This window comes from Desulfoluna sp. CLI2B (assembly GCF_056847375.1).
Map to the genome: position 1 here is coordinate 5,031,264 of NZ_CP186557.1, position 20,800 is coordinate 5,052,063.

32 protein-coding genes and 1 pseudogene are annotated in these 20,800 nt (G+C 56.2%); 8 read left to right on the plus strand and 25 right to left on the minus strand.

The features are described 5' to 3' along the window. Positions 1-2 precede the first annotated feature (2 nt). From ACOYW2_RS23390 to ACOYW2_RS23410, 5 genes are all read left to right on the plus strand, one after another. Positions 3-410, plus strand: coding sequence for a cation:proton antiporter subunit C (locus tag ACOYW2_RS23390; protein ID WP_482418300.1), 408 nt, complete (start codon positions 3-5; stop codon positions 408-410). Between the two features lie 2 nt (positions 411-412). Then, positions 413-1,903: a proton-conducting transporter transmembrane domain-containing protein gene (locus tag ACOYW2_RS23395; RefSeq protein ID WP_482768166.1), complete on the plus strand. Its 1,491-nt coding sequence runs from the start codon at positions 413-415 to the stop codon at positions 1,901-1,903. A gap of 2 nt (positions 1,904-1,905) precedes the next feature. Next, positions 1,906-3,393, plus strand: a complete 1,488-nt coding sequence (locus tag ACOYW2_RS23400; protein WP_482768167.1) for a monovalent cation/H+ antiporter subunit D family protein — start codon at positions 1,906-1,908, stop codon at positions 3,391-3,393. Positions 3,394-3,668: 275 nt separating this feature from the next. Beyond that, positions 3,669-5,456, plus strand: a complete 1,788-nt coding sequence (locus ACOYW2_RS23405) for a Na(+)/H(+) antiporter subunit D (RefSeq protein ID WP_482768169.1) — start codon at positions 3,669-3,671, stop codon at positions 5,454-5,456. A 96-nt stretch (positions 5,457-5,552) separates the two neighbouring features. After that, positions 5,553-6,035: a Crp/Fnr family transcriptional regulator gene (locus ACOYW2_RS23410; protein ID WP_482418304.1), complete on the plus strand. Its 483-nt coding sequence runs from the start codon at positions 5,553-5,555 to the stop codon at positions 6,033-6,035. A gap of 189 nt (positions 6,036-6,224) precedes the next feature. On the opposite strand, the gene ACOYW2_RS23415 is transcribed toward ACOYW2_RS23410, so the two are convergent. After that, positions 6,225-7,088, minus strand: coding sequence for a hypothetical protein (locus ACOYW2_RS23415; protein WP_482768170.1), 864 nt, complete (start codon positions 7,086-7,088; stop codon positions 6,225-6,227). Between ACOYW2_RS23415 and ACOYW2_RS23420 the strand changes: the two genes are divergently transcribed. Beyond that, a complete protein-coding gene (locus ACOYW2_RS23420) occupies positions 7,087-7,374 on the plus strand; it encodes a hypothetical protein (protein WP_482768171.1) in 288 nt (95 codons plus the stop codon). The two genes, ACOYW2_RS23415 and ACOYW2_RS23420, sit on opposite strands and share 2 nt — an antisense overlap. 14 nt (positions 7,375-7,388) lie before the next feature. Here ACOYW2_RS23420 and ACOYW2_RS23425 read toward each other — a convergent pair whose 3' ends face one another. The 3 genes from ACOYW2_RS23425 to ACOYW2_RS23435 form a co-directional block, all read right to left on the minus strand. Then, entirely contained in the window at positions 7,389-7,709 is a 321-nt protein-coding gene (locus ACOYW2_RS23425; protein WP_482771077.1) for a rhodanese-like domain-containing protein, read from the minus strand. Then, positions 7,591-9,096, minus strand: a complete 1,506-nt coding sequence (locus ACOYW2_RS23430; RefSeq protein ID WP_482768172.1) for an NAD(P)/FAD-dependent oxidoreductase — start codon at positions 9,094-9,096, stop codon at positions 7,591-7,593. The genes ACOYW2_RS23425 and ACOYW2_RS23430 overlap by 119 nt, the downstream gene beginning before the upstream one ends. A gap of 381 nt (positions 9,097-9,477) precedes the next feature. Beyond that, positions 9,478-10,071, minus strand: a complete 594-nt coding sequence (locus ACOYW2_RS23435) for a hypothetical protein (protein ID WP_180137645.1) — start codon at positions 10,069-10,071, stop codon at positions 9,478-9,480. Positions 10,072-10,202: 131 nt separating this feature from the next. Here ACOYW2_RS23435 and ACOYW2_RS23440 point away from each other — a divergent pair, with 131 nt between their 5' ends. Continuing rightward, entirely contained in the window at positions 10,203-10,733 is a 531-nt protein-coding gene (locus tag ACOYW2_RS23440; RefSeq protein ID WP_482768173.1) for a hypothetical protein, read from the plus strand. Further along, a complete protein-coding gene (locus ACOYW2_RS23445) occupies positions 10,705-11,244 on the plus strand; it encodes a GGDEF domain-containing protein (RefSeq protein ID WP_482768174.1) in 540 nt (179 codons plus the stop codon). Before ACOYW2_RS23440 ends, ACOYW2_RS23445 begins: the two co-directional genes overlap by 29 nt. Before the next feature lie 157 nt (positions 11,245-11,401). Here ACOYW2_RS23445 and rplQ read toward each other — a convergent pair whose 3' ends face one another. The 21 genes and pseudogenes from rplQ to rpsQ form a co-directional block, all read right to left on the minus strand. Beyond that, positions 11,402-11,785 carry a 50S ribosomal protein L17 gene (gene rplQ, locus ACOYW2_RS23450; protein WP_180137647.1) on the minus strand — a complete coding sequence of 128 codons (384 nt, stop codon included), beginning with the start codon at positions 11,783-11,785 and terminating at the stop codon, positions 11,402-11,404. Positions 11,786-11,892: 107 nt separating this feature from the next. Next, complete coding sequence (locus ACOYW2_RS23455; protein ID WP_482768175.1) at positions 11,893-12,804, minus strand: DNA-directed RNA polymerase subunit alpha; 912 nt, start codon at positions 12,802-12,804, stop codon at positions 11,893-11,895. Between the two features lie 55 nt (positions 12,805-12,859). Further along, positions 12,860-13,471, minus strand: a complete 612-nt coding sequence (gene rpsD, locus ACOYW2_RS23460; protein WP_482423822.1) for a 30S ribosomal protein S4 — start codon at positions 13,469-13,471, stop codon at positions 12,860-12,862. A gap of 74 nt (positions 13,472-13,545) precedes the next feature. Then, positions 13,546-13,935, minus strand: coding sequence for a 30S ribosomal protein S11 (rpsK, locus tag ACOYW2_RS23465; protein WP_092214356.1), 390 nt, complete (start codon positions 13,933-13,935; stop codon positions 13,546-13,548). A gap of 48 nt (positions 13,936-13,983) precedes the next feature. Continuing rightward, on the minus strand, positions 13,984-14,352 hold the full coding sequence (gene rpsM / locus ACOYW2_RS23470; protein WP_180137648.1) for a 30S ribosomal protein S13: 369 nt from the start codon (positions 14,350-14,352) through the stop codon (positions 13,984-13,986). A 13-nt stretch (positions 14,353-14,365) separates the two neighbouring features. Next, entirely contained in the window at positions 14,366-14,479 is a 114-nt protein-coding gene (gene rpmJ, locus ACOYW2_RS23475; protein WP_092214360.1) for a 50S ribosomal protein L36, read from the minus strand. 46 nt (positions 14,480-14,525) lie between these two features. After that, positions 14,526-14,744, minus strand: a complete 219-nt coding sequence (infA, locus tag ACOYW2_RS23480) for a translation initiation factor IF-1 (RefSeq protein WP_092214362.1) — start codon at positions 14,742-14,744, stop codon at positions 14,526-14,528. A 293-nt stretch (positions 14,745-15,037) separates the two neighbouring features. After that, positions 15,038-15,970 (minus strand): preprotein translocase subunit SecY, encoded by a 933-nt coding sequence (secY, locus tag ACOYW2_RS23485; protein WP_482420251.1) that lies wholly within the window; start codon positions 15,968-15,970, stop codon positions 15,038-15,040. Continuing rightward, positions 15,967-16,335 (minus strand): hypothetical protein, encoded by a 369-nt coding sequence (locus ACOYW2_RS23490; protein WP_482768176.1) that lies wholly within the window; start codon positions 16,333-16,335, stop codon positions 15,967-15,969. The genes secY and ACOYW2_RS23490 overlap by 4 nt, the downstream gene beginning before the upstream one ends. Positions 16,336-16,341: 6 nt before the next feature. Further along, positions 16,342-16,779 (minus strand): 50S ribosomal protein L15, encoded by a 438-nt coding sequence (gene rplO, locus ACOYW2_RS23495; RefSeq protein ID WP_180137650.1) that lies wholly within the window; start codon positions 16,777-16,779, stop codon positions 16,342-16,344. Then, positions 16,769-16,963, minus strand: coding sequence for a 50S ribosomal protein L30 (rpmD, locus tag ACOYW2_RS23500; RefSeq protein WP_180137651.1), 195 nt, complete (start codon positions 16,961-16,963; stop codon positions 16,769-16,771). The genes rplO and rpmD overlap by 11 nt, the downstream gene beginning before the upstream one ends. Before the next feature lie 16 nt (positions 16,964-16,979). Further along, a complete protein-coding gene (gene rpsE / locus ACOYW2_RS23505) occupies positions 16,980-17,474 on the minus strand; it encodes a 30S ribosomal protein S5 (protein ID WP_180137652.1) in 495 nt (164 codons plus the stop codon). Between the two features lie 18 nt (positions 17,475-17,492). Next, positions 17,493-17,630, minus strand: a complete 138-nt coding sequence (locus tag ACOYW2_RS23510; protein ID WP_482768177.1) for a 50S ribosomal protein L18 — start codon at positions 17,628-17,630, stop codon at positions 17,493-17,495. Positions 17,631-17,761: 131 nt separating this feature from the next. After that, positions 17,762-17,854, minus strand: a pseudogene (locus ACOYW2_RS23515) (50S ribosomal protein L18); the annotation flags it as partial. 93 nt (positions 17,855-17,947) lie between these two features. Continuing rightward, the gene (rplF, locus tag ACOYW2_RS23520; RefSeq protein WP_482420253.1) at positions 17,948-18,478 is read right to left on the minus strand and encodes a 50S ribosomal protein L6; all 531 of its coding nucleotides are present in this window, start codon (positions 18,476-18,478) and stop codon (positions 17,948-17,950) included. A gap of 15 nt (positions 18,479-18,493) precedes the next feature. Then, positions 18,494-18,892 carry a 30S ribosomal protein S8 gene (gene rpsH, locus ACOYW2_RS23525; protein WP_482418311.1) on the minus strand — a complete coding sequence of 133 codons (399 nt, stop codon included), beginning with the start codon at positions 18,890-18,892 and terminating at the stop codon, positions 18,494-18,496. A 65-nt stretch (positions 18,893-18,957) separates the two neighbouring features. Further along, positions 18,958-19,128 carry a type Z 30S ribosomal protein S14 gene (locus ACOYW2_RS23530; protein ID WP_281374462.1) on the minus strand — a complete coding sequence of 57 codons (171 nt, stop codon included), beginning with the start codon at positions 19,126-19,128 and terminating at the stop codon, positions 18,958-18,960. Between the two features lie 92 nt (positions 19,129-19,220). Beyond that, positions 19,221-19,760 carry a 50S ribosomal protein L5 gene (gene rplE / locus ACOYW2_RS23535; protein WP_180137657.1) on the minus strand — a complete coding sequence of 180 codons (540 nt, stop codon included), beginning with the start codon at positions 19,758-19,760 and terminating at the stop codon, positions 19,221-19,223. A gap of 20 nt (positions 19,761-19,780) precedes the next feature. Beyond that, positions 19,781-20,110 (minus strand): 50S ribosomal protein L24, encoded by a 330-nt coding sequence (gene rplX, locus ACOYW2_RS23540; protein WP_180137658.1) that lies wholly within the window; start codon positions 20,108-20,110, stop codon positions 19,781-19,783. A gap of 39 nt (positions 20,111-20,149) precedes the next feature. Beyond that, positions 20,150-20,518 carry a 50S ribosomal protein L14 gene (gene rplN / locus ACOYW2_RS23545; protein WP_180137659.1) on the minus strand — a complete coding sequence of 123 codons (369 nt, stop codon included), beginning with the start codon at positions 20,516-20,518 and terminating at the stop codon, positions 20,150-20,152. Positions 20,519-20,536: 18 nt separating this feature from the next. Beyond that, the gene (gene rpsQ / locus ACOYW2_RS23550; protein ID WP_180137660.1) at positions 20,537-20,794 is read right to left on the minus strand and encodes a 30S ribosomal protein S17; all 258 of its coding nucleotides are present in this window, start codon (positions 20,792-20,794) and stop codon (positions 20,537-20,539) included. Positions 20,795-20,800 lie beyond the last annotated feature (6 nt).

Consider the following 20,800-nt stretch of genomic DNA (forward strand, 5'->3'; position numbering starts at 1 on the left):
CCATGACCGACCTGTTGCCGCTCCTTGCGGCCAAATACAACTACTGGATCTACACCATCCTCATGATGATCGGTCTCTATGCCATGATCGCCAAGAACAACCTGGTGAAAAAAATCATCGGCATGAACATCTTCCAGACCGCCATCATCCTCTTTTACGTCTCCATTGCTTACAAAAAGGAGGGGACCCTGCCCATCATCATGGGCGACGCCCACGGCGGGGGCCACGCGGCCGTCCATGCGGCGGACTACATCAACCCCCTTCCCCACTGCCTGATGCTCACGGCCATCGTGGTCTCTGTTGCCACCCTCGGCGTTGCCCTGGCCCTGGCCATCAAGATCTTTCGGCAGTACGGCACCCTGGAAGAGGATGACATCAACCACCAGATTCGCATGCAGGCAGGACAGTAAGAATGACACAGCATTTTCCGGCACTCCTGATTATCATACCGCTGCTGTCGGCGCTCATCGTCTCCGCCATGGGGTGGATCGACCGGCGCTGGTGCTTTCCCCTGGCCGTGGCCTCTCTGGCCGGGGCCCTGGCGGTTTCCGTCGGCCTCTGCGCCCAGATCATGGCAGCAGGCCCCATTGTTTACAAAATGGCGGGATGGCGTCCCCCCATCGGCATCGTCTACGTCATTGACTACCTTAACGCACCGGTCCTTGTGGTGATCCTGTCCGTGGCCCTCTTGAACCTCATCAGCGCCAAGACCTGGATCGAGAAGGACTTTTCCGACAAGCTCAGCGCCTATCTGGCCCTCTACCTTCTCTTTCTGGCCGGCATGGTGGGCATCGTGGCCACAGGCGACGCCTTCAACCTCTACGTTCTCCTGGAGATCGGCTCCCTCACCGGCTACGCCCTCATCGGCCTGGGCAAGGAACGGGCCCCGCTGTCCAGCCTCAACTACCTCTTCATGGGCACCATCGGTGCCTCCTTTTACCTTCTGGGCATCGGCTACATCTACATCGCCACCGGTACCCTGAACATGGCTGATATCGCCCGCCTGATGCCCACCCTTACAGGCTCGGGGACCCTTTTCCTGGCCCTGATCATCTGCATGGCCGGGCTCTTTGTGAAGATGGCCCTCTTCCCCTTGCACGGCTGGCTGCCCAACGCGTACAGCAACGCCCCCTCGGCCTCGGCCGGGCTCATCGCGCCGCTGACCACCAAGGTGATGATCTACGCCATGGTAAGGGTGGGACTCACAGTCTTTACCCCGGAGTTCACCTTCTCCCGGGCCCTGCTCTCCGAGGCCATCGTCTGGCTGGCGGTGGCGGCCATCGTCACCGGGTCCCTTCTGGCCCTGATGCAGCGACGGCTCTCCCGGATGCTCACCTACATCATCGTGGCCGAGGTGGGCTACATGGTGGGGGGCTTCTGGCTGGGCAACACCTCCGGCGTCACCGGCGCCACCCTTCATATCATCAACGACGCCGCCATGACCCTGACCCTCTTCATGGCCGTGAGCGCCATCGTCTGGAAGTTGGGGAGCGACCGCTTCGAAGACCTCCAGGGGCTCTTCGGCAAGATGCCCTTTACCATGACGGGCTTTGTCCTGGCGGCCCTGGCCGTCATCGGCATTCCGCCCACCTGCGGGTTCTTCAGCAAGTGGTACCTCATCACCGGCGGCATCAACGCCGGGCAGTGGGGCTTTGTGGGCGCCCTTCTCTTCAGCAGCCTGGTCAACGCGGTGCTCTTCTTCCGCATCTTTGAGATCGCCTTTTTCGAGCCCTTTGCAGAAGGCCACGGCCATCACGACCACGGCCCTGTCATGAGCGAGGCCCCGGTCACCATGGTGGTGCCCCTGATCCTTGCGGCCCTTTCACTCATCGCTTTAGGTCTTTTCACCGGCGACATTGTCACGAAACTCATTCAGCTGGCCATACCGGCAGGGATTGCATAGATATGGAACTGCTTTACTCAGTCAAACCCCTTGCTGCGATTCTCGTCTCCTTTTTCGTGGTGCCCATCATCTTCTCCGCACGGTCCGAGAACGTGCGTGAGGCATGGACCTTTGTCGCAGCCATCTTAAAATTCGCCATTGTCCTGTCCATGCTTCCCTTTGTCTTAAAGGGAGGGCAGATCGCCTGCACCCTGGCCGAGGTGCTCCCCGGGCTGGCCATAGAGTTCAGGGTGGACGCCTTCGGCATGCTCTTTGCCCTGGTCTCCTCCAGCCTGTGGATCGTCACCTCCATGTACTCCATCGGGTACATGCGGACCTTGAAAGAGCACGGGCAGACCCGCTACTACGCCTGCTTTGCCCTCTCCCTGTCCGCCACCCTGGGGGTCGCCTTTGCAGGGAACCTTCTGACCCTCTATCTCTTCTACGAGATGCTCTCCTTTGCCACCTACCCCCTGGTCACTCACCACCAGGACCGGGAGGCCAGGAGCTCGGGCAGAAAATACATCACCTATATTCTGGGGGCCTCCATCGGCCTGGTGCTTCCGGCCATGCTGGTGATCTACAGCCAGACCGGCACCTTTGAATTCGCACCCCAGGGCTTTATGAACGGCCACTTCTCCCAGGGGGCCATGGCCGTGCTGCTGCTTATGTTTGTCTTTGGCTTTGCCAAGGCAGGGGTCATGCCCTTTCACTCCTGGCTGCCCGCCGCCATGGTGGCGCCCACGCCGGTCTCGGCCCTGCTCCACGCCGTGGCCGTGGTAAAAGTCGGGGTCTTCTGCGTGGCCCGGGTCATCACCGGGGTCTTCGGCACCAAGATGCTGGCCGACATGGGCCTGGGCACCCTGGTCTGCTACGTGGCCTCCTTTACCATCATCGTCTCGTCCCTCATCGCCCTGTCACAGGACGGGCTGAAGCGGCGGCTGGCCTTCTCCACCATCGGCCAGCTCTCCTACATCATCCTGGGGGTGGCCCTGCTCTCGCCGTCCGGCATGACCGGCGGCATGCTGCACATCGCCATGCACGCCTTCGGCAAGATCACCCTCTTCTTCTGCGCCGGGGCCATCTTTGCCGCCTCGGGCATCAAGAACATCAGCGAGATGGTGGGCATCGGACGGCGCATGCCCATCACCATGTCCGCCTTCCTGCTGGGGTCCCTGTCCGTCATCGGGCTGCCTCCTCTGGGAGGCTTTATCAGCAAATGGAACCTTGTCATCGGCACCCTGGAATCCGGCCAGATCTTTTTCCTCTTTGTGCTTTTGGCCAGCTCCCTTTTAAACGCCGCCTACTTTCTGCCCATCTCCTACAAGGCCTTCTTCTGCACCGACGAAGAGGCCATGTTTGAAAAGAAGGTGGACGAGGTGCCCACCTGGTGCCTGGTGCCCCTGTGCATCACGGCCACCTGTTCGGTGATCTTCTTCTTCTACCCCCAGCCGTTCCTGCAGCTGGCGAAAATGACGGTGAGCACCATCATCGGCGCTCCCATGCCCTAAGGTTCAGAGGTACGATATGACGTCAGACAACACACTTTTCAGCAGCCCAAAAACCTTAAAGACCGTGATGGTCATTTTCGCGATCTTTCTGGGATGCCTGCTAGAGTAAGCTTTCATTCACCCCCACGCATCGTTTACCGTCGACGGATGGCCCGAGTTCAACCCCATCTTCGGGTTCCTCTCCGGCCTGGCCCTGCCCGTCCTCGCCCTGGGACTCTCGTTCCTGGTGAAAAACGGAAAATAACAGGTAATCCTTACAGGAGATGTTCGATCCAATGACACTTTCCATGCCTTATATAGATATCCCCCCGGCCCTGATCATGGTGGCCGGGGCCCTGGTCCTGCCCATCCTGAAAGGGCGCTTAAGGTCCGCCTGGATGACGGTCCTGCCCCTTCTGGCCCTGGTGACCCTGCTCTCGGTGCCCAACGGCACCCACTGGACAGTCCCCTTTCTGGACTACCAGCTTGTCTTCGGACGCATCGACGCCCTCTCCCGCGTCTTCGGCACCATCTTCTGCATCGCCGCCTTTGCCGGCAGCATCTACGCCATGCACGAAGACGACGCCCTGGCCCACACCTCGGCCATGATCTATGCGGGCAGTGCCGTGGGCGTGACCTTTGCCGGTGATTTTTTCTCCCTGTATGTCTTCTGGGAGTTCATGGCCGTGGCCTCCACCTTCCTCATCCTTGCCCGGCGCACGGAAAAAGCCCAGAAGGCGGCCTTCCGCTACATCATGATCCACATCCTGGGGGGGCTCTCCCTCATGGCGGGCATCGTCCTCCAGATTCAGGAGAGCGGTACCATCGCCTTTTCGGCCATCGAGCTGGCCTCACCTGCCTCCTGGTTCATCTTCGTGGGCGTGGCGGTGAACGCAGCGGTCTACCCCATGCACGCCTGGCTCAAAGACGCCTACCCGGAAGCCACGGTGACCGGCGCGGTGTTCTTAAGCTCCTTTACCACCAAGAGCGCCGTCTACACCATGGCCCGCATCTTTGCCGGGACCGAGATCCTTATCCCCTTGGGCCTTGCCATGGCGCTCATTCCCTTGTGCTATGCGGTCATTGAAAACAACATGCGACGGGTCCTGGCCTACAGCCTCATCAACCAGGTGGGCTTCATGATCGTGGGCATCGGCATCGGCACCGACCTTGCCATCAACGGGGTGGCGGCACACGCCGTCTGCCACATCCTCTACAAGTCCCTGCTCTTTATGAGCGCAGGGGCCGTGATTCACCAGACCGGCAAACAGAACCTGAGCGACTTAGGGGGCCTCTTCCGCTTCATGCCCTGGACCGCCACCTTCTGCATCGTGGGCGGCCTGGCCATGTCCACCCCCTACTTCTGCGCCTTTGTGAGCAAGTCCATGATCATCTCGGCAGCGGCCCACGAACACCTCACCCTGGCCTGGTTTATCCTCCAGTTCACCGCCGTGGGTGTCTTTGCCTATGTGGGCATCCGGGTGCCCTTCCTCACCTTCTTCCACAGGGATTCCGGCTTAAAGCCCTCTGAAGCCCCCTGGAACATGCGCATCGCCATGGGCTTTACCGCCCTGGGCTGCGTCTACGTGGGCATCCACCACGAGGTGCTCTACAACATGCTCCCCTTTGCCGCGGACTACGAGCCCTACACCGCGGCCCACGTCATCGGCCAACTCCAGCTCCAGTTCTTCGGCACCCTGGCTTTTTTCCTTTTGCTGGCCAAGGGGCTCCTGCCAAAACTCTCCAAGGCCACCTTCCTGGACACGGACTGGTTTTATGCAGGCGCCGGGCGCGTCCTCTACGTGATTTTCGACAAGGTGCTCAACGGCATCAACGCCACCTGCGACGCCCTGTTTGTCAAAGGGCTCACCGGACGTGTCAACCGATTCGCCCAGGGAGCGCCCGAGTCCATTGCCGTGGCCCTCATGGCCCCCTTTACCCACCTCTTCGGCAAGGGGAACACCAGCCAGGCGGACGTCTCCGACCGGGTGAGACTGGCCTTCAGGACAGGCACCGTCCCCTCCGGGGTCGGCGCCTTCATCGCCGTACTTTTCATCTTCCTGCTCTACGCCGTCAGAGGATAGCCCACGCGGGGTGAGGGGACCTTGCCGGTCCCCTCGAAAACGGACACCACAACCCGGCTCTTTGAAGCTGCAAGCCCAACACGAGGACAACAGACCATGATCTCACGAGACGATATAAAAAACGCCTTTCTCTTCTCCACCCTTCCCGATGAGCTGGTGGACCGCATCATCGCCATCTCCAAACCCCGTTCCTTTGAGGAAGGAGAGGTGATCTTCGGCGAAGGGGGCCAGTCCGGCACCTTCTACCTGGTGCGCTCCGGCACCATCCTCATCGAGCAGGAGATGACCCGCCACATGACCGTCACCGTGGCCACCCTCAACGCAGGTGAATGCTTCGGCTACTCCTCCCTCATGGAAGAGATGTCCTTCAGCACCACGGCGATCAGCTCCGAAGCCTCCGAGGTGATCCTCATCGACGGCAAGGCCCTGGTCGAAATCATGGAAAAGGACCACAGCCTGGGCTACCTCATCCACCGACAGATGGTCCAGATGATGGCAGGACGCCTCCAGCGGCGCACCGAACAGTTCCTCCGCGCCCTCTCCACCCACCCGGAGATCCACGAACTCGAAAAATCGTAAAACGCCTCCGGCGGCAAGGTGAGCCACCTTGAAAGCTGGTTGCACTCACATTCTTCACGGGCGCAGCCCGTCAGCACATGTGATGGCCCTGAGGAACGAAGGGGCAGAGCATGTGCGATCCTGGGGTGCAGGGGATTTATCCCCTGCCCACCGGAGGCTTTTTGTTTTTTACCTGGTAAATGCTTGATGTTAACTCTTGAAGAAAAACAGGATTGCGGAGACCAGGGGCGGAAAGAGGGAAAGGGCCACTTCGCGGCGTTTCGGGGTAAAGGCTTTGGTGTGGCGCACGGCCATGACGGCCAGGTAGAAGAGGGCCAGCACAGGAAGGGCCGGGACAAAGGCGCCAAGGGTCCAGGCGGTAGCAACAGCCAAAAAGAGGCCGAGAACGGCTGCGGGGATTCCTGCAAGGCGATCCGGCAAGGAGAAAAATTGGGAGGCGCTGCCCAGAAATACCACCATGAACCAGTCGGCCACGCCGAAAAAGGGATGGAGGGCATCGGTGCCGGGGCTGGGAAACTTCATGAGGAGTACTTCGGAGAGGGGGTAAAGGCCCTGTCGCCCCCCGGTGTAGTAAGCAGCCACGTCCTGGGCGATATGGTGGGTGGGACCCACAAGGAAGCTCACGGCATCGGCACACACCATCACACTCACCAGGGGCAGCAGCTCGGCAGGGGATTTTAAAAAGCGTGGCAGGTAGCCCGCCGCCACAACAACAACCAGAAGCTGACCGCAGGTGCTCAATGCCTCCCAGTGAAGCCGAAAAGGCAGGCCAAACCGAAGGGCGGCCCAGCTGCCCGCCGTGATCATAACCCCCACCGCCAGGATCCCCCAGCGATGCACGGCCGGAACTTCTGGAACGGCCACATGGCGCACACACCACAGGGAAACCGCCCACAAGGCCCCGAGGGTCAATCCAAGAACCGCCAGTGCCCCCACAAACCCCGAGACCACGCCCACACGCCCCATAAGGGCGGCCCCCGCCATGGAGACGCCCCACCATCCGGCCACCAGCACCAGGGCAGCCCCAAATCCGCTGTATAAAGAAGATTTCATGGCGGTCATTACACCACAAAGCCCTCGAACAGGCACAGAAAAAAATAAAAAGCATGCCGCCGGCGGCCAGGGGATAAATCGGTTCGCACATGCTCTGCACCTTCGTTCCTCAGGGACATCACATGTGCTGACGGGCTTCGCCCGTGCTACATACGATGGCAACATTTTCTCATTAGGAACGTTTTTTGCGGAGCTTTTTTTCAAAAAAGCGACCCGCCGGAGGCAAAAAAAAACACCCACGTTCTGCCCGCAGGGTGCGGGCAAAACGTGGGTGTCGATAACTTGATCAAGGGCCTGGCGTTACTCGGCGACCTTGGAACCCCAAGTCTTGAGGGTGGCCATGCCGCCCTGGACGCTCACGGTGTTGGTGATGCCCAATTCACGCAGGTTGATCTGGGCCTCAAAGGAGCGCACGCCGGTGTTGCAGACCAGGACCACCAACTTGTCTTTGGGGACCTCTGCAATGCGGTTTTTGATCTCTCCCTGGGGAATGGTATTCCACTTACCGGGGAATTTCTCCTTGAAGGGGGTGGAGTCGGGCAGCTCGCGGCAGTCGATGAAGACACAGTCGCCCTCTTCCCAGAGCCCTTCGAAGGTGGCCAGGGGGATGGACTGGAGCAGGCCGTCCACAGCGTTGTCCGCCACGTTGGCCAGGGAGTTGACGATGTCCATGGCAGAGCTGAAGGGCGGGGAGTAGGCAAACTCCAGGTTGCTGATATCCAGAATGGTGGGCTTGTACTTCAAGGTGGCTGCCACCGCGTTGATGCGGCCCACCATGGCATCGCCGCTGCCGGCAAAGCCCTGGATGCCGAAGACCGCACCCACTTTGGTGGCCTTTTCCACCACCAGCTGGATTCAGTTCCTTTTCGGGGTAGAAGTGAGCGCGGTCCAGCTGGCACATGGAGACGCTGATGGCGTCGATGCCGGCTGCTTCCATGTCCTTTTCGAGTAAACCACTGCCCGCAAGGGACTTATCGAAGAGCTTGACCACAAAGCTGCCCACCGGGGCTTCGGTGGTGGCGTTGCCGCCTGCCAGGTTGGTGCCGATGACGCGGCCCTGGCGGTTGGCAAGGGAACCCAGGGGATAAACCCCGGGGGCTCCGCTCACGGCGTGGTTGAGCTCGATGCAGTCACCCCCGGCGTAGATATTGGGATCCGACGTCTCCAGGCGCTCGTTGACAACGATTCCGCCGGTGGGGCCCACTTCCAGGCCGGCTTCCCGGGCCAGTTCGCCATTGGGGTTGATTCCCACGGCCATGATGACCAGGTCGGCTTCCAGGGTGCGCTTGTCGGTGACCACCCGCTGGACGGCTCCCTCCTCGCCTTCAAACCCCTTGACGGTTTCTCCGAGGTAAAAGCTTACTTCGTTCTCTTCCATGGAGCGCTGGGCCATATGGGCCATCTGCTCACTGACAAACCCCGGCATGATCTGGTTGCCGATCTCCACCACGGAGGTCTCGATGCCCCACATGTCGGCCAGGGCTTCGGCCATCTCCAGGCCGATGAACCCGGCCCCCACGATGACAGCTTTTTCCACCTGTCCGGCGGCCACGAGCTTCTTGATCTCCATGGCGTCTTCGAGGTTGCCCACGGCGTGGATGTTGGCCAGGTCCTGGCCCGGAATCTTGAGATCCCGGGTGCGGCTTCCCGCGCCGATGACCAGCTTGTCGTAGGGGTAGCTCTTCTCCACTCCGTCCTTGCCCTTGGCCCAGACCACCTTGGCTTCCCGGTCGATGCGGGTAACCAGGGTTCCGGTGACCAGGGCTTCGAAGCCTTTGATGGTCTTGAAGAACTCTTCGTTACGAACCATATGATACGCGGTGCTCTGAAGGGCCGTATGATCCGCCACATCACCAGAGACATAGTAGGGAATACCGCAGCCTCCGTAGGAGATGTAGTCATCTTTGTCGATGAGGGTCACATGGGTCGAGGGATCGATGCGTTTCACTCGGCAGGCAGCCTTGGTCCCCAAGGCAACGCCGCCGATGACAACAACTCGTCTTGACATTTTCTTGTCTACCTTTTTGCTTGTGCTTATCGCCACTGGACCGGCGTCTCGGGACCCATTGACCCTGTCCCGGAGCGTCGCGCCCAACACGCTGAAATTGCGTCTCCCGGCCTGAAAAAGAGCCTGGTTTATGTACGAAACCAGCCACCTCTTCAGCCCGGCCACCACACGGTTGTAGTATCTTATCCTCTGAATTACAAGAAAAACAAAGGTGAGGCAAAAGCCGCGAGGTTTCACGCTCTTTTGAGGCTTTAAAGGGCCTGGCCTGAAACCCGGATAGACTTGTTTTCAAAGGGGTCAGCCAGAACGCAAAAAACCGGTCATGGGAACCCCACAACCGGTTTGACCAACGCGCAGCCCCGCATCTTGCCAAAAAGGGCCTCAGACCCTCAGGTGATGCTTCTCCCGCTTCAAAAGGTCCGAAGCATCGTTGAGGGTGGGAACGTCAAAGATGGTCAGGCCATTCTCTTCAAAAATGGCATCCACCATCTCCTTGAGTGTTTTGGGCATGCCGTCTGAAATACGAATGATGCGGGAAACGCTCATCTGGGCCAGGGTGCAGGCCACTTTGCGGATATGGAAGGCGTTTTTCTTGTCGCCGTTTTCCCTAATACGGCTGATGTCCACGATAATGTCGCACTCGCTGCGAAGGGAGTCGAGGACGGAGAGGATGTGGTTGGAGAACTGTTTGGCGCCTTTGTAATCAAACTCACCGGCCATCTTGACGTAGAGGCGGTTTTCAGCAGTGAACCCGCGGATGGCCCACATGGCGGTGCGTGTACGCCCCACCTTGCTTTCGCCCTTCTTCTCGCGCTCCAGCTCCTTGATGCGGCGCTTGGCCCAGAGGATCTCCTTTTCACGCTCGTCGACCTCTTCCAGGAGGTTGAAGATATCCTGTAAAATCTCCTCCTCGCCCAATCCGTCCAGGTGGTTCGTCCTGTATTTTTCAGCAATACTGGAAAGTCGACTCTCCATATCGGCCATGCCTGTCTAACCCCGCTTTAAGGCGTTCATATCTATTCTCTTGACTTTATTATCGGATTTACACTATTTTTTTTTAGCTTCTTTTGGCTTTTTTTTAACAATCCTTCGATAAAATCAGGCATATGCTGACATTCCAAGAGCTTCTAGACCTTGTCAAAGACAACGAAATAAAATCTCGTAAATTCAATCAGGTTGAAACCAAAATCCTCACAATTTTGAATTTCAAAGACCTGTTTGAAACCCTCCTTTCCGAAATATCCAAGCAGTTTAACATCCCGTATGTTTGGATTACCCTGGTCAAGGGGAGCGATACGTCCCGGCTCCTCCTCAAGGCCTTCGGCTCATCGGAACTCCTGCCCGAACGGGTCAACCTGGCGACACGCTCCCAGTTCCAGGGACTCCTGGGGACCGGCACCACCCCCACCCTCGTCAACCAGGATATCCACGAGTACCGGGCCCTGATCCCCCCCACCAGCAACTGGCTGATCCGCTCCATGTCCATGTCGCCCATCACCCTGGATGGTGAGGTGATCGGCTGCCTCAATCAGGCGGACGTCTCTTCAGACCGATTCTCTCCAGACAAGGACCCGGTCCTCCTCGCCCAGCTGGCCTTAAAATTTTCCCGTGCCTCTCCAATCGGCACCGGCCTATGAAAAATTGCGCCTGCTGGCCTTTAACGACCCCTTGACAGAACTGCTGAACCGACGGGCCATGGAGCATGCCCTGGAGCAGGAGTTCCGCCGGGCCATCCGCTACAACCGGGAACTCTCCGTGGCCTTTCTCGACCTCGACAAGTTCAAGGCCGTAAACGACCGCTACGGCCATGACGCAGGGGACAAGGTCCTCATGGATGTGGCCAGGGCCCTGTCCCGATACACCCGGGAGAGCGATATCCTCTGCCGGTTTGCCGGAGACGAGTTCGTGCTGGTCCTGCCCGAAACCACCCTCGAGAAGGCCCAGGCCATGATGACCCGCATCCAGGATGAGATGGCGGCCATGCCCATCCCCATCAACGGCCACACCCTGCACCAGCACGTCAGCTTCGGTATCGCCTCCCTGCGCGTGGAAAACACCGCCACCTACCCCGCCCTTCTCAAGCGAGCGGACAAGGCCCTGTACCGAAACAAGACCCGCCTCAAGCCGGTGTGTGAGGTCACCCCCTAACCGGAAGAACAGATCACCAAACAAAAAAAGCCCGCGGCATGAAATGCCGTGGGCTTTTATGTGCAACAGGTCACAGCCACCTCCTGAGCTAACGCTCCTTGGCTGTTACTAACTGTTCATGCAGAGGGACCGGAAAAGGCGGATGCCCTTAACGGATTTACGCGTCGGTTGCTGCGCTTTCGACCTTGGGAGCGGTGAACTCCACAATAGCCATGGACGCTGCGTCACCGGCACGGAAACCGATTTTGGTCACTCGAGTGTAGCCGCCGTTTTTACCGCCGAAGCGTGCGGGAGCTTCTTCAAAAAGCTTGTGCACCACTTCTTTTTCCATAATAACGGCCATTGCCTGGCGACGGGCGTGGAGGTCTCCACGCTTGGCCAGGGTAATCATTTTATCCGCCCAACGACGAAGCTCTTTGGCTTTGACGTCGGTGGTTTTGATCCTCCCATGCTTGAACAGAGAGGTCACCATATTGCGAAACATCGCTTTGCGATGGGCAGAAGTCCTGCCCAGCTTAACGCCTGCTTTTTTATGTCTCATTTCCTCTTACTCCCCTTCAGCTCCGTCTTCCTCCTTCGGGCTGAAACCGTCAAGTTTCATACCGAGGGAAAGTGCATCCTCGCCAAGCATCTTGATTTCGTTCAGGGTTAACGAAGTTCTTGGTTTTCGAGCATTTCGGCTTCGGTTTTCTGCACGAGCTGATAGATCTTGATGATGTCGGCATTTTTCAGGCAGTTGGCACTACGTACCGAGAGTTCAAGCTCATCCACATTTCTGTAGAGGTTTTCGTTGAAATCTCTGTCCCCACCCTCTTCACTGACGCTGTCGTGTTCAGGCTCGATATCCTCATCAAAGTTGATGAAAGGACTCATCTGCTCTTTCAGGATTTTCGCGGCGTACGCCACGGTATCCTCAGGAAGCAGACTGCCGTCCGTCCACACCTCGAGGGTCAGCTTGTCGTAATCGGTTTTCTGCCCCACGCGGGAGTTGGAAACCGTGTAGTTGACCTTTTTGATGGGGGAAAAGACGGTGTCGATGGCTATGGTCCCGACCGGTGCGTCCTCGTCCTTGTTATCCCTGGCCAAAGCATACCCGCGACCCACTTTAACAGTGAGGATCATGTCGAGTTTGCCGCCCTCGTTCAAGGTCGCAAGATGAAGATCTGGATTGAGGATCTCCACCCGGCCATCGGGACTGATGAGGTCTCCGGCGCACACCTTGCCGGGGCCTTCGGCCTTCAGCTCCAGGGTGCGCGTCTCGGTGTCGGTCACCTTCAACTTAATCTCTTTAATGTTGAGAATCAGCTCAGAGACATCCTCAAGAACCCCGGGGATTGGAGAGAACTCATGCAGAACATCCTCAATCTTAACCGACACGACGCCGGCGCCGTAAAGGGATGAAAGGATGATCCTCCGGAGGGCGTTACCGATGGTAATGCCGTATCCCCTTTCAAGAGGTTCGCATACAAACTTACCGTAAGTTGAACTGCCGGACAGCAGCACTTTGTCCGGACTGATCATCTCACGCCAGTTCCTGTATATCATTTCGTTTGATGTCATATTGATCTCCAGAATTGTGCCAAGAACAACAGTTTACTCACGTTAAAAGGCTCCGCTACTTGGAGTAGAGCTCGACGATCAACTGTTCCTGAATCGGCAGGGTGACGTCTTCGCGTACAGGAAGATTTACAACTCTGGCTTTCATATTGTCTTTGTCCAGTTCAAGCCACTGGGGCACGCCTCGGCGAACCACGGCGTCAATGGCGTCCTGCACAAACTGAACCTTCTTGCTCTTTTCACGAATTTCGACCACATCGTCTTTGCGGACAATGTAGGAGGGGATGTCAACCTTGCGGCCGTTCACGAGGAAGTGCCCGTGGCGTACGAAGTGACGTCCCTGGGTGCGAGAGTTGACGAAACCGAGTCGGTAGACCACGTTGTCAAGTCTGCATTCGAGGGCCTGAAGCAGGTTGGTGCCGGTGATCCCCTTTTTCTGGTCCGCTTTCTTGAAGATGATGCGGAACTGCTTTTCGGAGACACCGTAAATGCGTCTTACTTTCTGCTTTTCCCTGAGCTGGATGCCGTAATCGGAAAACTTGCTGCGGCGCTGACCGTGCTGGCCGGGTGCGTAGCTGCGTCGATCGAAGCTGCATTTGTCTGAGTAGCAACGATCGCCTTTAAGGAAAAGCTTCATGTTTTCACGTCTGCAAAGACAGCACGGTAAAATGCAACCCTCTGTACTGCAGTGAGTTTCCTCCTTTGATACTCGGAATATTTGGTATCATGTTCAAATAGTCTTTTTTAAACTCTTCTCTTCTTCGGGGGGCGACAGCCGTTGTGAGGAACAGGGGTGACGTCCCTGATCTTGGTAATCACAAAGCCTGCAGCCTGGAGAGAGCGGAGAGCCGATTCCCTGCCGGCGCCGGGTCCCTTCACTTCTACTTCCACGGTTTTCATGCCGTGTTCCTGAGCCTTTTTGGCCGCATCTTCAGCAGCCAGCTGGGCAGCAAAAGGGGTGCTCTTGCGGGACCCTTTAAAGCCGTGCATACCGGCACTGGACCAGGAAATGACGTTACCATTGGTGTCGGTAACAGATACAATGGTATTGTTGAATGTGGACTGGATATGAACCACTCCACTGGATATGTTCTTTCTGACCTTTTTCTTCTGTCGTGCGCGTGTCTTCGCCATGACGCTTAAAAGCCTCCTTTAATCGTGACCAGGTGTCCCAAGCTGCACCTACTTCTTCTTCTTAACGGCAGCTCGTCTGGGGCCTTTACGGGTACGTGCGTTGGTTTTGGTTCTCTGTCCGTTGACAGGGAGGGATTTACGATGACGAAGTCCACGGTAGCAACCAAGATCCATCAAACGCTTGATGTTCATGGACACCTCAGTGCGGAGTTCACCTTCCACACGGTAGTCTGCATCAATGGTCTTCCTGATAAGGTTGACGTCGGATTCGGTCAGATCCTGAGTCTGGGTACTCGGGTCAATATCGTGCTTAGAGAGAATCTCTTTGGAAGTGGAGAGCCCTACACCGTAGATGTAGGTGAGCGCGATATCGATTCTTTTTCTTCTGGGTATGTCTACCCCTGCAATCCTTGCCAAAATTTATCCTCCTCTATCCCTGTCTCTGCTTATGACGTTTGTTTTCGCAGATAACCCGTACAACGCCGTGACGACGAACAACCTTGCACTTAGGACATATCTTTTTTACTGAAGCTCTGACTTTCATTTGGGTTATACTCCCTCGTCTTATCCTTCAAATTTCGTAAGGATACCTACTTGGAACGGTAGGTGATTCGTCCTCTGGTCAAGTCATAAGGCGACAGTTCAACGGTCACCTTGTCCCCGGGTAGAATCTTGATAAAATGCATGCGCATTTTACCCGAGATGTGAGCCAGGATCTGATGCTTGTTTTCCAGTTCCACTTTGAACATTGCATTGGGCAAAGTCTCAAGTACAGTTCCCTGTACCTTAATGGGCTCCTCCTTTGCCATAACTCTCCTCCCACGATAATCGCATCTGTCTGGTCCAAATGGGTTAAAACGGCTCACACCGCTTTCGACCAGATTGCAGAGTTTACCTTACGAATGATATCCAAATATCGAGTATCTCACACATTGCAACTCAACCGGCAGTTCCATGGAGAGGTGGCCACGAAACAAAAAAAACCAGCATGATGTGATACTACACTCGCAAATGGATGACAACCCCTTTTTTCCGGACACCTTGAAATAGGCGCCCGGTGCAAAGGGGTAACCATCCATATACGTTCTAAACTTACCTGTCGCTATCGGCGACCTTTCATCGCTTTGCCGTCCCCGAGAAACCCGCTGTAATTTCGCATCACAAGATGCGATTCCATCTGGGCAACGGTATCGATGGCAACACCCACCACAATGAGGAGGGCCGTGCCGCCGAAGTAGAAGGGAACATTGGCCTTGGTAATCAGCATGGTCGGCAGCACGCAGATGGCGGAGACGTAAACAGCCCCCACAACGGTGATGCGGGTAAGCACCTTGTCGATGTAATCCGCGGTGCGCTTGCCGGGCCGAATCCCGGGGATATAGCCCCCGTTCTTTTTCATGTTCTCAGCCACATCCGTCGGGTTGAACTGGATAGCGGTGTAGAAAAAGCAGAAGAACACGATGAAGGCCACAAAGATGACCGTATAAAGCACGCTGCCCGGAGCCATCAGGTCACTGATGGTTTTCATCACCGGAACGCCGGGAAAAAACGAGGCAACGGTGGTCGGGAAGACGATGATGGAAGAGGCGAAGATGGGCGGGATCACACCGGAGGTGTTGATCTTCAGGGGCAGATGCGAGCTCTGCCCCCCGTAGACCTTGCGGCCCACCACGCGTTTGGCATACTCCACGGGGATCCGGCGCTGAGCCGTCTCCATGTAGATGACAAACCCGATGACGCCAACCATCATGACAACGAGCATCAGCGCAGTAAAGGGGCTCATCTGACCAGACCCCATGAGGTTGAACACGTTGGCAACCGCAGCGGGCATGCGGGCAATAATCCCTGCAAAGATAATCAGGGAGATACCGTTCCCGATGCCACGCTCGGTGATCTGCTCACCCAGCCACATGATAAACGCGGTGCCGGCCGTCAGGGTGATGACGGTCATGATGCGAAAGCCCCAACCCGGTGAGGTTGCGGCGTGCATGGCTTCCAGGCCCACACTGATGCCAAAGCCCTGGATCACGCTCAAGAGCACCGTCCCGTACCGAGTGTACTGGGTGATCTTCTTCTGACCCTGCTCCTCACCTTTGCGGGCCTACTGAGGGTGAGAAGCACCACGGTCATCAGCTGAAGAATAATGGAGGCGCTGATATAAGGCATGATACCCAGGGCAAACACCGAGAGTCTCTCGAGTGCCCCCCCGGAGAACATGTTGAACATGCCCACGATGCCCTCGCCGTGCGTGCGAAAGATCTCGGCCAGGGAGTCGGGGTTAATCCCGGGTGTGGGAACGTGCACACCGATGCGGTAGACGAGCAACAGCATCAGTGTGGTTACGATCCGTTTCTTCAATTCCGGCAATTTGAATAGGTTCTGGAATCCGCTGGTCGTCATATGGTCTTAGGCCTCTACTGTTCCACCTGCTGCTTCAATTTTCTCTCGGGCGCTCTTGGACACCTGGCACTCTTTGATGGTGAGCTTCATGGTGATCTCACCGTTGCCGAGGATCTTGATGCCGTCACGACGGCCTTTAACGAGGCCAGCCGCTACGAGAGCCGCTTCATCCACCACCTGGCCCTCTTCAAAGCGGGCAAGGTCCTTGACGTTCAAGATGGCGAACTCTTTTTTGAAGATGTTGGTGAAACCGCGTTTGGGAAGACGCCTGTGGATCGGCATCTGGCCGCCCTCAAAACCGGGACGGACGTTGCCGCCGGAACGGCTCTTAAATCCCTTGGTACCACGACCAGCGGTTTTGCCCCAACCGGAGCCTACACCGCGACCGATACGCTTGCGCGCTTTAACCGAGCCTTCGGCCGGTGACAGTTCATTAAGCTTCATTGGCGTTCTCCTCCACTTTCACAAGATGAACGACCTTGGAGACCATGCCTCGAATGGAGGGGGTGTCTTCCAGCTCGACTGTTTTGTTCATCTTCGTCAGGCCCATGCCTCTGAGTACCTTGCGGTGCTTTTCGGGTCGGCCGATCATGCTTCTGACAAGAGTGATTTTCAGCTTCTGTGACATTTGCTAACTCCCCCGATTACAGATCTTCAGGTCTCAGACCCCTGCGTCGGGCCACTTCTTCACGGCTCTGGTTTGCTTTCAGGCCGGCGATGGTGGCTTTGACTACGTTATGGGGGTTGTTGGAACCCATGCATTTGGTCAGAATGTTTTTCACACCCACGGCTTCGAGGACGGCGCGAACAGCACCGCCGGCGATGAGGCCGGTACCTTCGGAAGCGGGCTTGAGCAGCACGCGACCGGCACCGAACTTGCCGATTACCTCAGAGGGGATGGTCCCATTCACGAGATTTACCTTCACCATGTTTTTCTTGGCGGCTTCCACGCCCTTACGGATGGCTTCGGGAACCTCACCGGCTTTGCCGAGCCCGAAGCCGACGCTGCCCTCTCCGTCACCGACGACAACAATGGCACTGAAGCTGAATCTGCGACCACCCTTGACGACCTTGGCGACGCGGTTGATATAGACAACCTTGTCAATCAATCCGTTATCTTCTGTGTCTTTCTTAAACAAAGGACGCCTCCTTCAGAATTAAAATTCCAGTCCTGCTTCACGAGCCCCTTCTGCAAGGGATTTCACACGACCATGGTAGATGTAACCGCTGCGATCGAAAACGATGCTCTTGACACCTTTTTCCATGGCCTTCTCCGCGACAAGCTTGCCGACCATCTTGGCCTTGGCAGACTTATCGGCACCCTCTTCTGCGCTGTAGCCTTTACCGACGGTGAAGGTCGGTGAAGTGCGCCGACCGTATCGTCGATGAGCTGCGCATAGATGTGCTTGGCGCTGCGAAACACACAGAGACGGGGACGTTCCTGAGTTCCGACAATCTTCTTACGGATCCTGATCTTTTTTTTGAGTCGCTTCTCTTTGCGAGAGTTTGTAGTACCCATATCTTTATCCTGTATATGATAAGCTGAACCTTGGCGGGACCTGAAGAGTCAGGTCCCGGCCACACCATAGCTGGCGCCACAAAGTCAGGCTTATTATTTTCCTGTCTTTCCAGCTTTCCTCTGGATGTGCTCGTCGACATATTTGATCCCCTTGCCCTTGGAAAGATGGGGACGAACGTCACAAATGCAGCGGATAACCTGGCCCACCAACTGCTTGTCGGCACCCATGATCTTCAGGATGTTCCTGTCCACCTTGGCTTCAATGCCTTTGGGGAGATCATAGCTGACAGCGTGAGAGTATCCGACGTTCAGGATGACCGTCTGACCTTTGACTTCCACCTTGTAGCCGATACCGTTGACCTCAAGGGCCTTTTCAAATCCAGTGCTGACGCCAGTCACCATGTTGGCGGCGATGGCTCGGACCATACCATGATACGCTCCCGCATCACGAACGTTGTCGATGATTTCAACGGAAATGACGTTGTCCTCAATCTTCAGGTCCACTACAGGATGAATCTCCTGTTCCAGCTTGCCTTTGGGGCCTTCAACCACAAGTTTTCGATCCGCATAGGCCGCCTTGACGGATGCAGGCAGCACAATGGGCTTTTTTCCAATTCGAGACATAATGTCGCTCCCTTGCTACCAAATATTGCAGAGAATCTCGCCGCCGAGTTTCTGCGCTTTCGCCTGCTTGTCGGTCATCACACCCTTGGAGGTGGAGACCACGGCCACGCCGAGTCCGTTGAGGACCGGTTTCAGGTCCTTGTACTTTGCGTACACACGTCGGCTGGGCTTGCTCACTCTTGTGATTCCGAAAATGGCGTGCGTACCTTCCTGATCGTACTTAAGGTACAGCCTCAGCATGCCCTGCTTTCCGTCGTCGACAAACTTGTAGTTCTTGATGTAGCCCTGTTCCTGAAGAACCCGTGCGATCTCCACCTTGATCTTGGATCCGGGGATATCGACTTTGGGGAACTTGGCTCTGCCGGCATTGCGGATGCGTGTCAACAAATCCGCAATAGGATCACTCATCGTCATGATTTACTCCGTTGAATAGTACTGTAAAGGTTTATACCAGTATCGAGGGTAAAGGAAAAAATCCCTTACCAGCTCGACTTAGTAACACCGGGTAACTTGCCGTGCGATGCAAGGTTCCTGAAACAGATACGGCAGATACCGAACTTTCGCATGTAAGCCCTGGGCCTCCCGCACATCGGGCATCTGTTGTTCGCACGGACTTTAAACTTGGGCTTGCGTTCGGCTTTCACCATCATTGATTTCTTTGCCACAGCTTTCTCCTTGCAGACTTCCTTGCGGGGACTCGGTCTCCCTTATCGCCCCCTTCATGAAGTCAGGTCTTTTTCCTCTAATTCCGGAAAGGCATTCCAAGGAGCCTGAGAAGCTCTTTGCCTTCCGCGTCGTTCTTGGCAGTGGTCACGATCGTGATATTCAGCCCCTTGATCTGATCGATTTTATCGTAATCGATTTCAGGGAAAATAATCTGCTCACGAACGCCCAGAGAGTAGTTGCCTCGGCCGTCGAAGGCCTTGCCGGAAATACCGCGGAAGTCCCGAACGCGAGGAAGGGAGATGTTGATCAGCCTGTAGAGGAAATCCCACATCTTCTCCTTGCGCAGGGTCGCCATGCACCCAATGGGCATGCCTTCGCGCAGCTTGAAGGCTGCGATGGACTTCTTGGCTTTGGTGATCACCGGCTTCTGACCGGAAATGGTCGCCAGCTCGGCAGCTGCCGAGTCGAGGATCTTTCCGTTCTTGATGGCTTCGCCCAGGCCCATGTTCAGGACAACCTTCTCAACCTTGGGAACCTCCATGAGGTTTTTATACCCGAAGGTTTCCATAAGCTTGGGAACCACTTCTTCCTGATACTGTTTTTTAAAATCTGACATTTACATCCTCCGCCTTGGCCCTAAGCTTCGATGGTTTCATTGCATTTTCTGCAAACACGGACCTTCTTACCATCTTCCAGGACCTTCATCTTTATCCGGACGGGGTTGAGGCAGTGGTTGCACATCAGCTGAACATTGGACAGGTGAATGGGCGCCTCGGCTTCAATGATACCGCCCTGGGTGTTCTTGAAGTTAGGCTTCTGGTGTCTCTTCACCTTGTTGATGTTTTCCACAACAACCCGGTTTTCCTTCCGGATGACTTTGAGGACTTTGCCGATCTTGCCCCTGTCCTTTCCGGTAAGAACCTTAACTTTATCATCTCTTCGGATATGAGATTTTTCACTGTTCATAATTTGTCTCCAAAATAGCGACCGGGGTCTTTTCCGGCATTAAAGGACTTCAGGAGCCAGTGAGATGATACGCATAAATCGCTTCGCCCTCAGCTCCCTTGCCACCGGGCCGAAAATACGCGTTCCGATGGGTTCCTGGCTCTGATTGACCAGTACCGCGGAGTTCTCGTCGAAACGGATGTAAGATCCATCGGCTCGTTTGATGGCCTTCTTCGTGCGTACAATCACGGCCTTCATCACATCGCCTTTTTTTACCTTGGCGTTGGGAATGGCCTCCTTGACAGACACGACGATGATGTCGCCGACACCTGCGTATCGCTTTTTGGAACCGCCCAATATCTTGATGCAGTACAGCTCCTTGGCACCGGAGTTGTCTGCCACGGTCAATCTAGTTTCTGTCTGAATCATCGTTGTCTTCCTTCTTTATCAAACCGCCTTTTCAACAATCTTGCTGACGCGGTGCCGTTTGCTTTTGCTCAGGGGCCTGCACTCGGTGATGACGACCTTGTCGCCGATGCCGCATGCGTTCTCCGCGTCGTGGGCTGCATATTTGTTGTGGCGCTTGATATATTTCTTGTAAAGAGGATGCTTAACCAGCCTTTCCACAAGAACGACGACGGTTCGATCCATCTTATCGGACACCACAGTTCCCTGCAGCTGTCTCTTCATTCCTCGTTTTTTCATAGCGGT

Bases quoted from the DNA above. Each gene is read 5' to 3' on its own strand.
- ACOYW2_RS23390 (WP_482418300.1), top strand. From the start codon at position 3: ATGACCGACCTGTTGCCGCTCCTTGCGGCCAAATACAACTACTGGATC.
- ACOYW2_RS23395 (WP_482768166.1), top strand. From the start codon at position 413: ATGACACAGCATTTTCCGGCACTCCTGATTATCATACCGCTGCTGTCG.
- ACOYW2_RS23400 (WP_482768167.1), top strand. From the start codon at position 1,906: ATGGAACTGCTTTACTCAGTCAAACCCCTTGCTGCGATTCTCGTCTCC.
- ACOYW2_RS23405 (WP_482768169.1), top strand. From the start codon at position 3,669: ATGACACTTTCCATGCCTTATATAGATATCCCCCCGGCCCTGATCATG.
- ACOYW2_RS23410 (WP_482418304.1), top strand. From the start codon at position 5,553: ATGATCTCACGAGACGATATAAAAAACGCCTTTCTCTTCTCCACCCTT.
- ACOYW2_RS23420 (WP_482768171.1), top strand. From the start codon at position 7,087: ATGGCGGTCATTACACCACAAAGCCCTCGAACAGGCACAGAAAAAAAT.
- ACOYW2_RS23415 (WP_482768170.1), bottom strand. From the start codon at position 7,088: ATGAAATCTTCTTTATACAGCGGATTTGGGGCTGCCCTGGTGCTGGTG.
- ACOYW2_RS23430 (WP_482768172.1), bottom strand. From the start codon at position 9,096: ATGTCAAGACGAGTTGTTGTCATCGGCGGCGTTGCCTTGGGGACCAAG.
- ACOYW2_RS23435 (WP_180137645.1), bottom strand. From the start codon at position 10,071: ATGGAGAGTCGACTTTCCAGTATTGCTGAAAAATACAGGACGAACCAC.
- ACOYW2_RS23440 (WP_482768173.1), top strand. From the start codon at position 10,203: ATGCTGACATTCCAAGAGCTTCTAGACCTTGTCAAAGACAACGAAATA.
- rplQ (WP_180137647.1), bottom strand. From the start codon at position 11,785: ATGAGACATAAAAAAGCAGGCGTTAAGCTGGGCAGGACTTCTGCCCAT.
- ACOYW2_RS23455 (WP_482768175.1), bottom strand. From the start codon at position 12,804: ATGACATCAAACGAAATGATATACAGGAACTGGCGTGAGATGATCAGT.
- rpsK (WP_092214356.1), bottom strand. From the start codon at position 13,935: ATGGCGAAGACACGCGCACGACAGAAGAAAAAGGTCAGAAAGAACATA.
- rpmJ (WP_092214360.1), bottom strand. From the start codon at position 14,479: ATGAAAGTCAGAGCTTCAGTAAAAAAGATATGTCCTAAGTGCAAGGTT.
- infA (WP_092214362.1), bottom strand. From the start codon at position 14,744: ATGGCAAAGGAGGAGCCCATTAAGGTACAGGGAACTGTACTTGAGACT.
- ACOYW2_RS23490 (WP_482768176.1), bottom strand. From the start codon at position 16,335: ATGACGACCAGCGGATTCCAGAACCTATTCAAATTGCCGGAATTGAAG.
- rplO (WP_180137650.1), bottom strand. From the start codon at position 16,779: ATGAAGCTTAATGAACTGTCACCGGCCGAAGGCTCGGTTAAAGCGCGC.
- rpmD (WP_180137651.1), bottom strand. From the start codon at position 16,963: ATGTCACAGAAGCTGAAAATCACTCTTGTCAGAAGCATGATCGGCCGA.
- ACOYW2_RS23510 (WP_482768177.1), bottom strand. From the start codon at position 17,630: ATGGTCGGCAAGCTTGTCGCGGAGAAGGCCATGGAAAAAGGTGTCAAG.
- rplF (WP_482420253.1), bottom strand. From the start codon at position 18,478: ATGTCTCGAATTGGAAAAAAGCCCATTGTGCTGCCTGCATCCGTCAAG.
- rpsH (WP_482418311.1), bottom strand. From the start codon at position 18,892: ATGACGATGAGTGATCCTATTGCGGATTTGTTGACACGCATCCGCAAT.
- ACOYW2_RS23530 (WP_281374462.1), bottom strand. From the start codon at position 19,128: ATGATGGTGAAAGCCGAACGCAAGCCCAAGTTTAAAGTCCGTGCGAAC.
- rplE (WP_180137657.1), bottom strand. From the start codon at position 19,760: ATGTCAGATTTTAAAAAACAGTATCAGGAAGAAGTGGTTCCCAAGCTT.
- rplX (WP_180137658.1), bottom strand. From the start codon at position 20,110: ATGAACAGTGAAAAATCTCATATCCGAAGAGATGATAAAGTTAAGGTT.
- rplN (WP_180137659.1), bottom strand. From the start codon at position 20,518: ATGATTCAGACAGAAACTAGATTGACCGTGGCAGACAACTCCGGTGCC.
- rpsQ (WP_180137660.1), bottom strand. From the start codon at position 20,794: ATGAAAAAACGAGGAATGAAGAGACAGCTGCAGGGAACTGTGGTGTCC.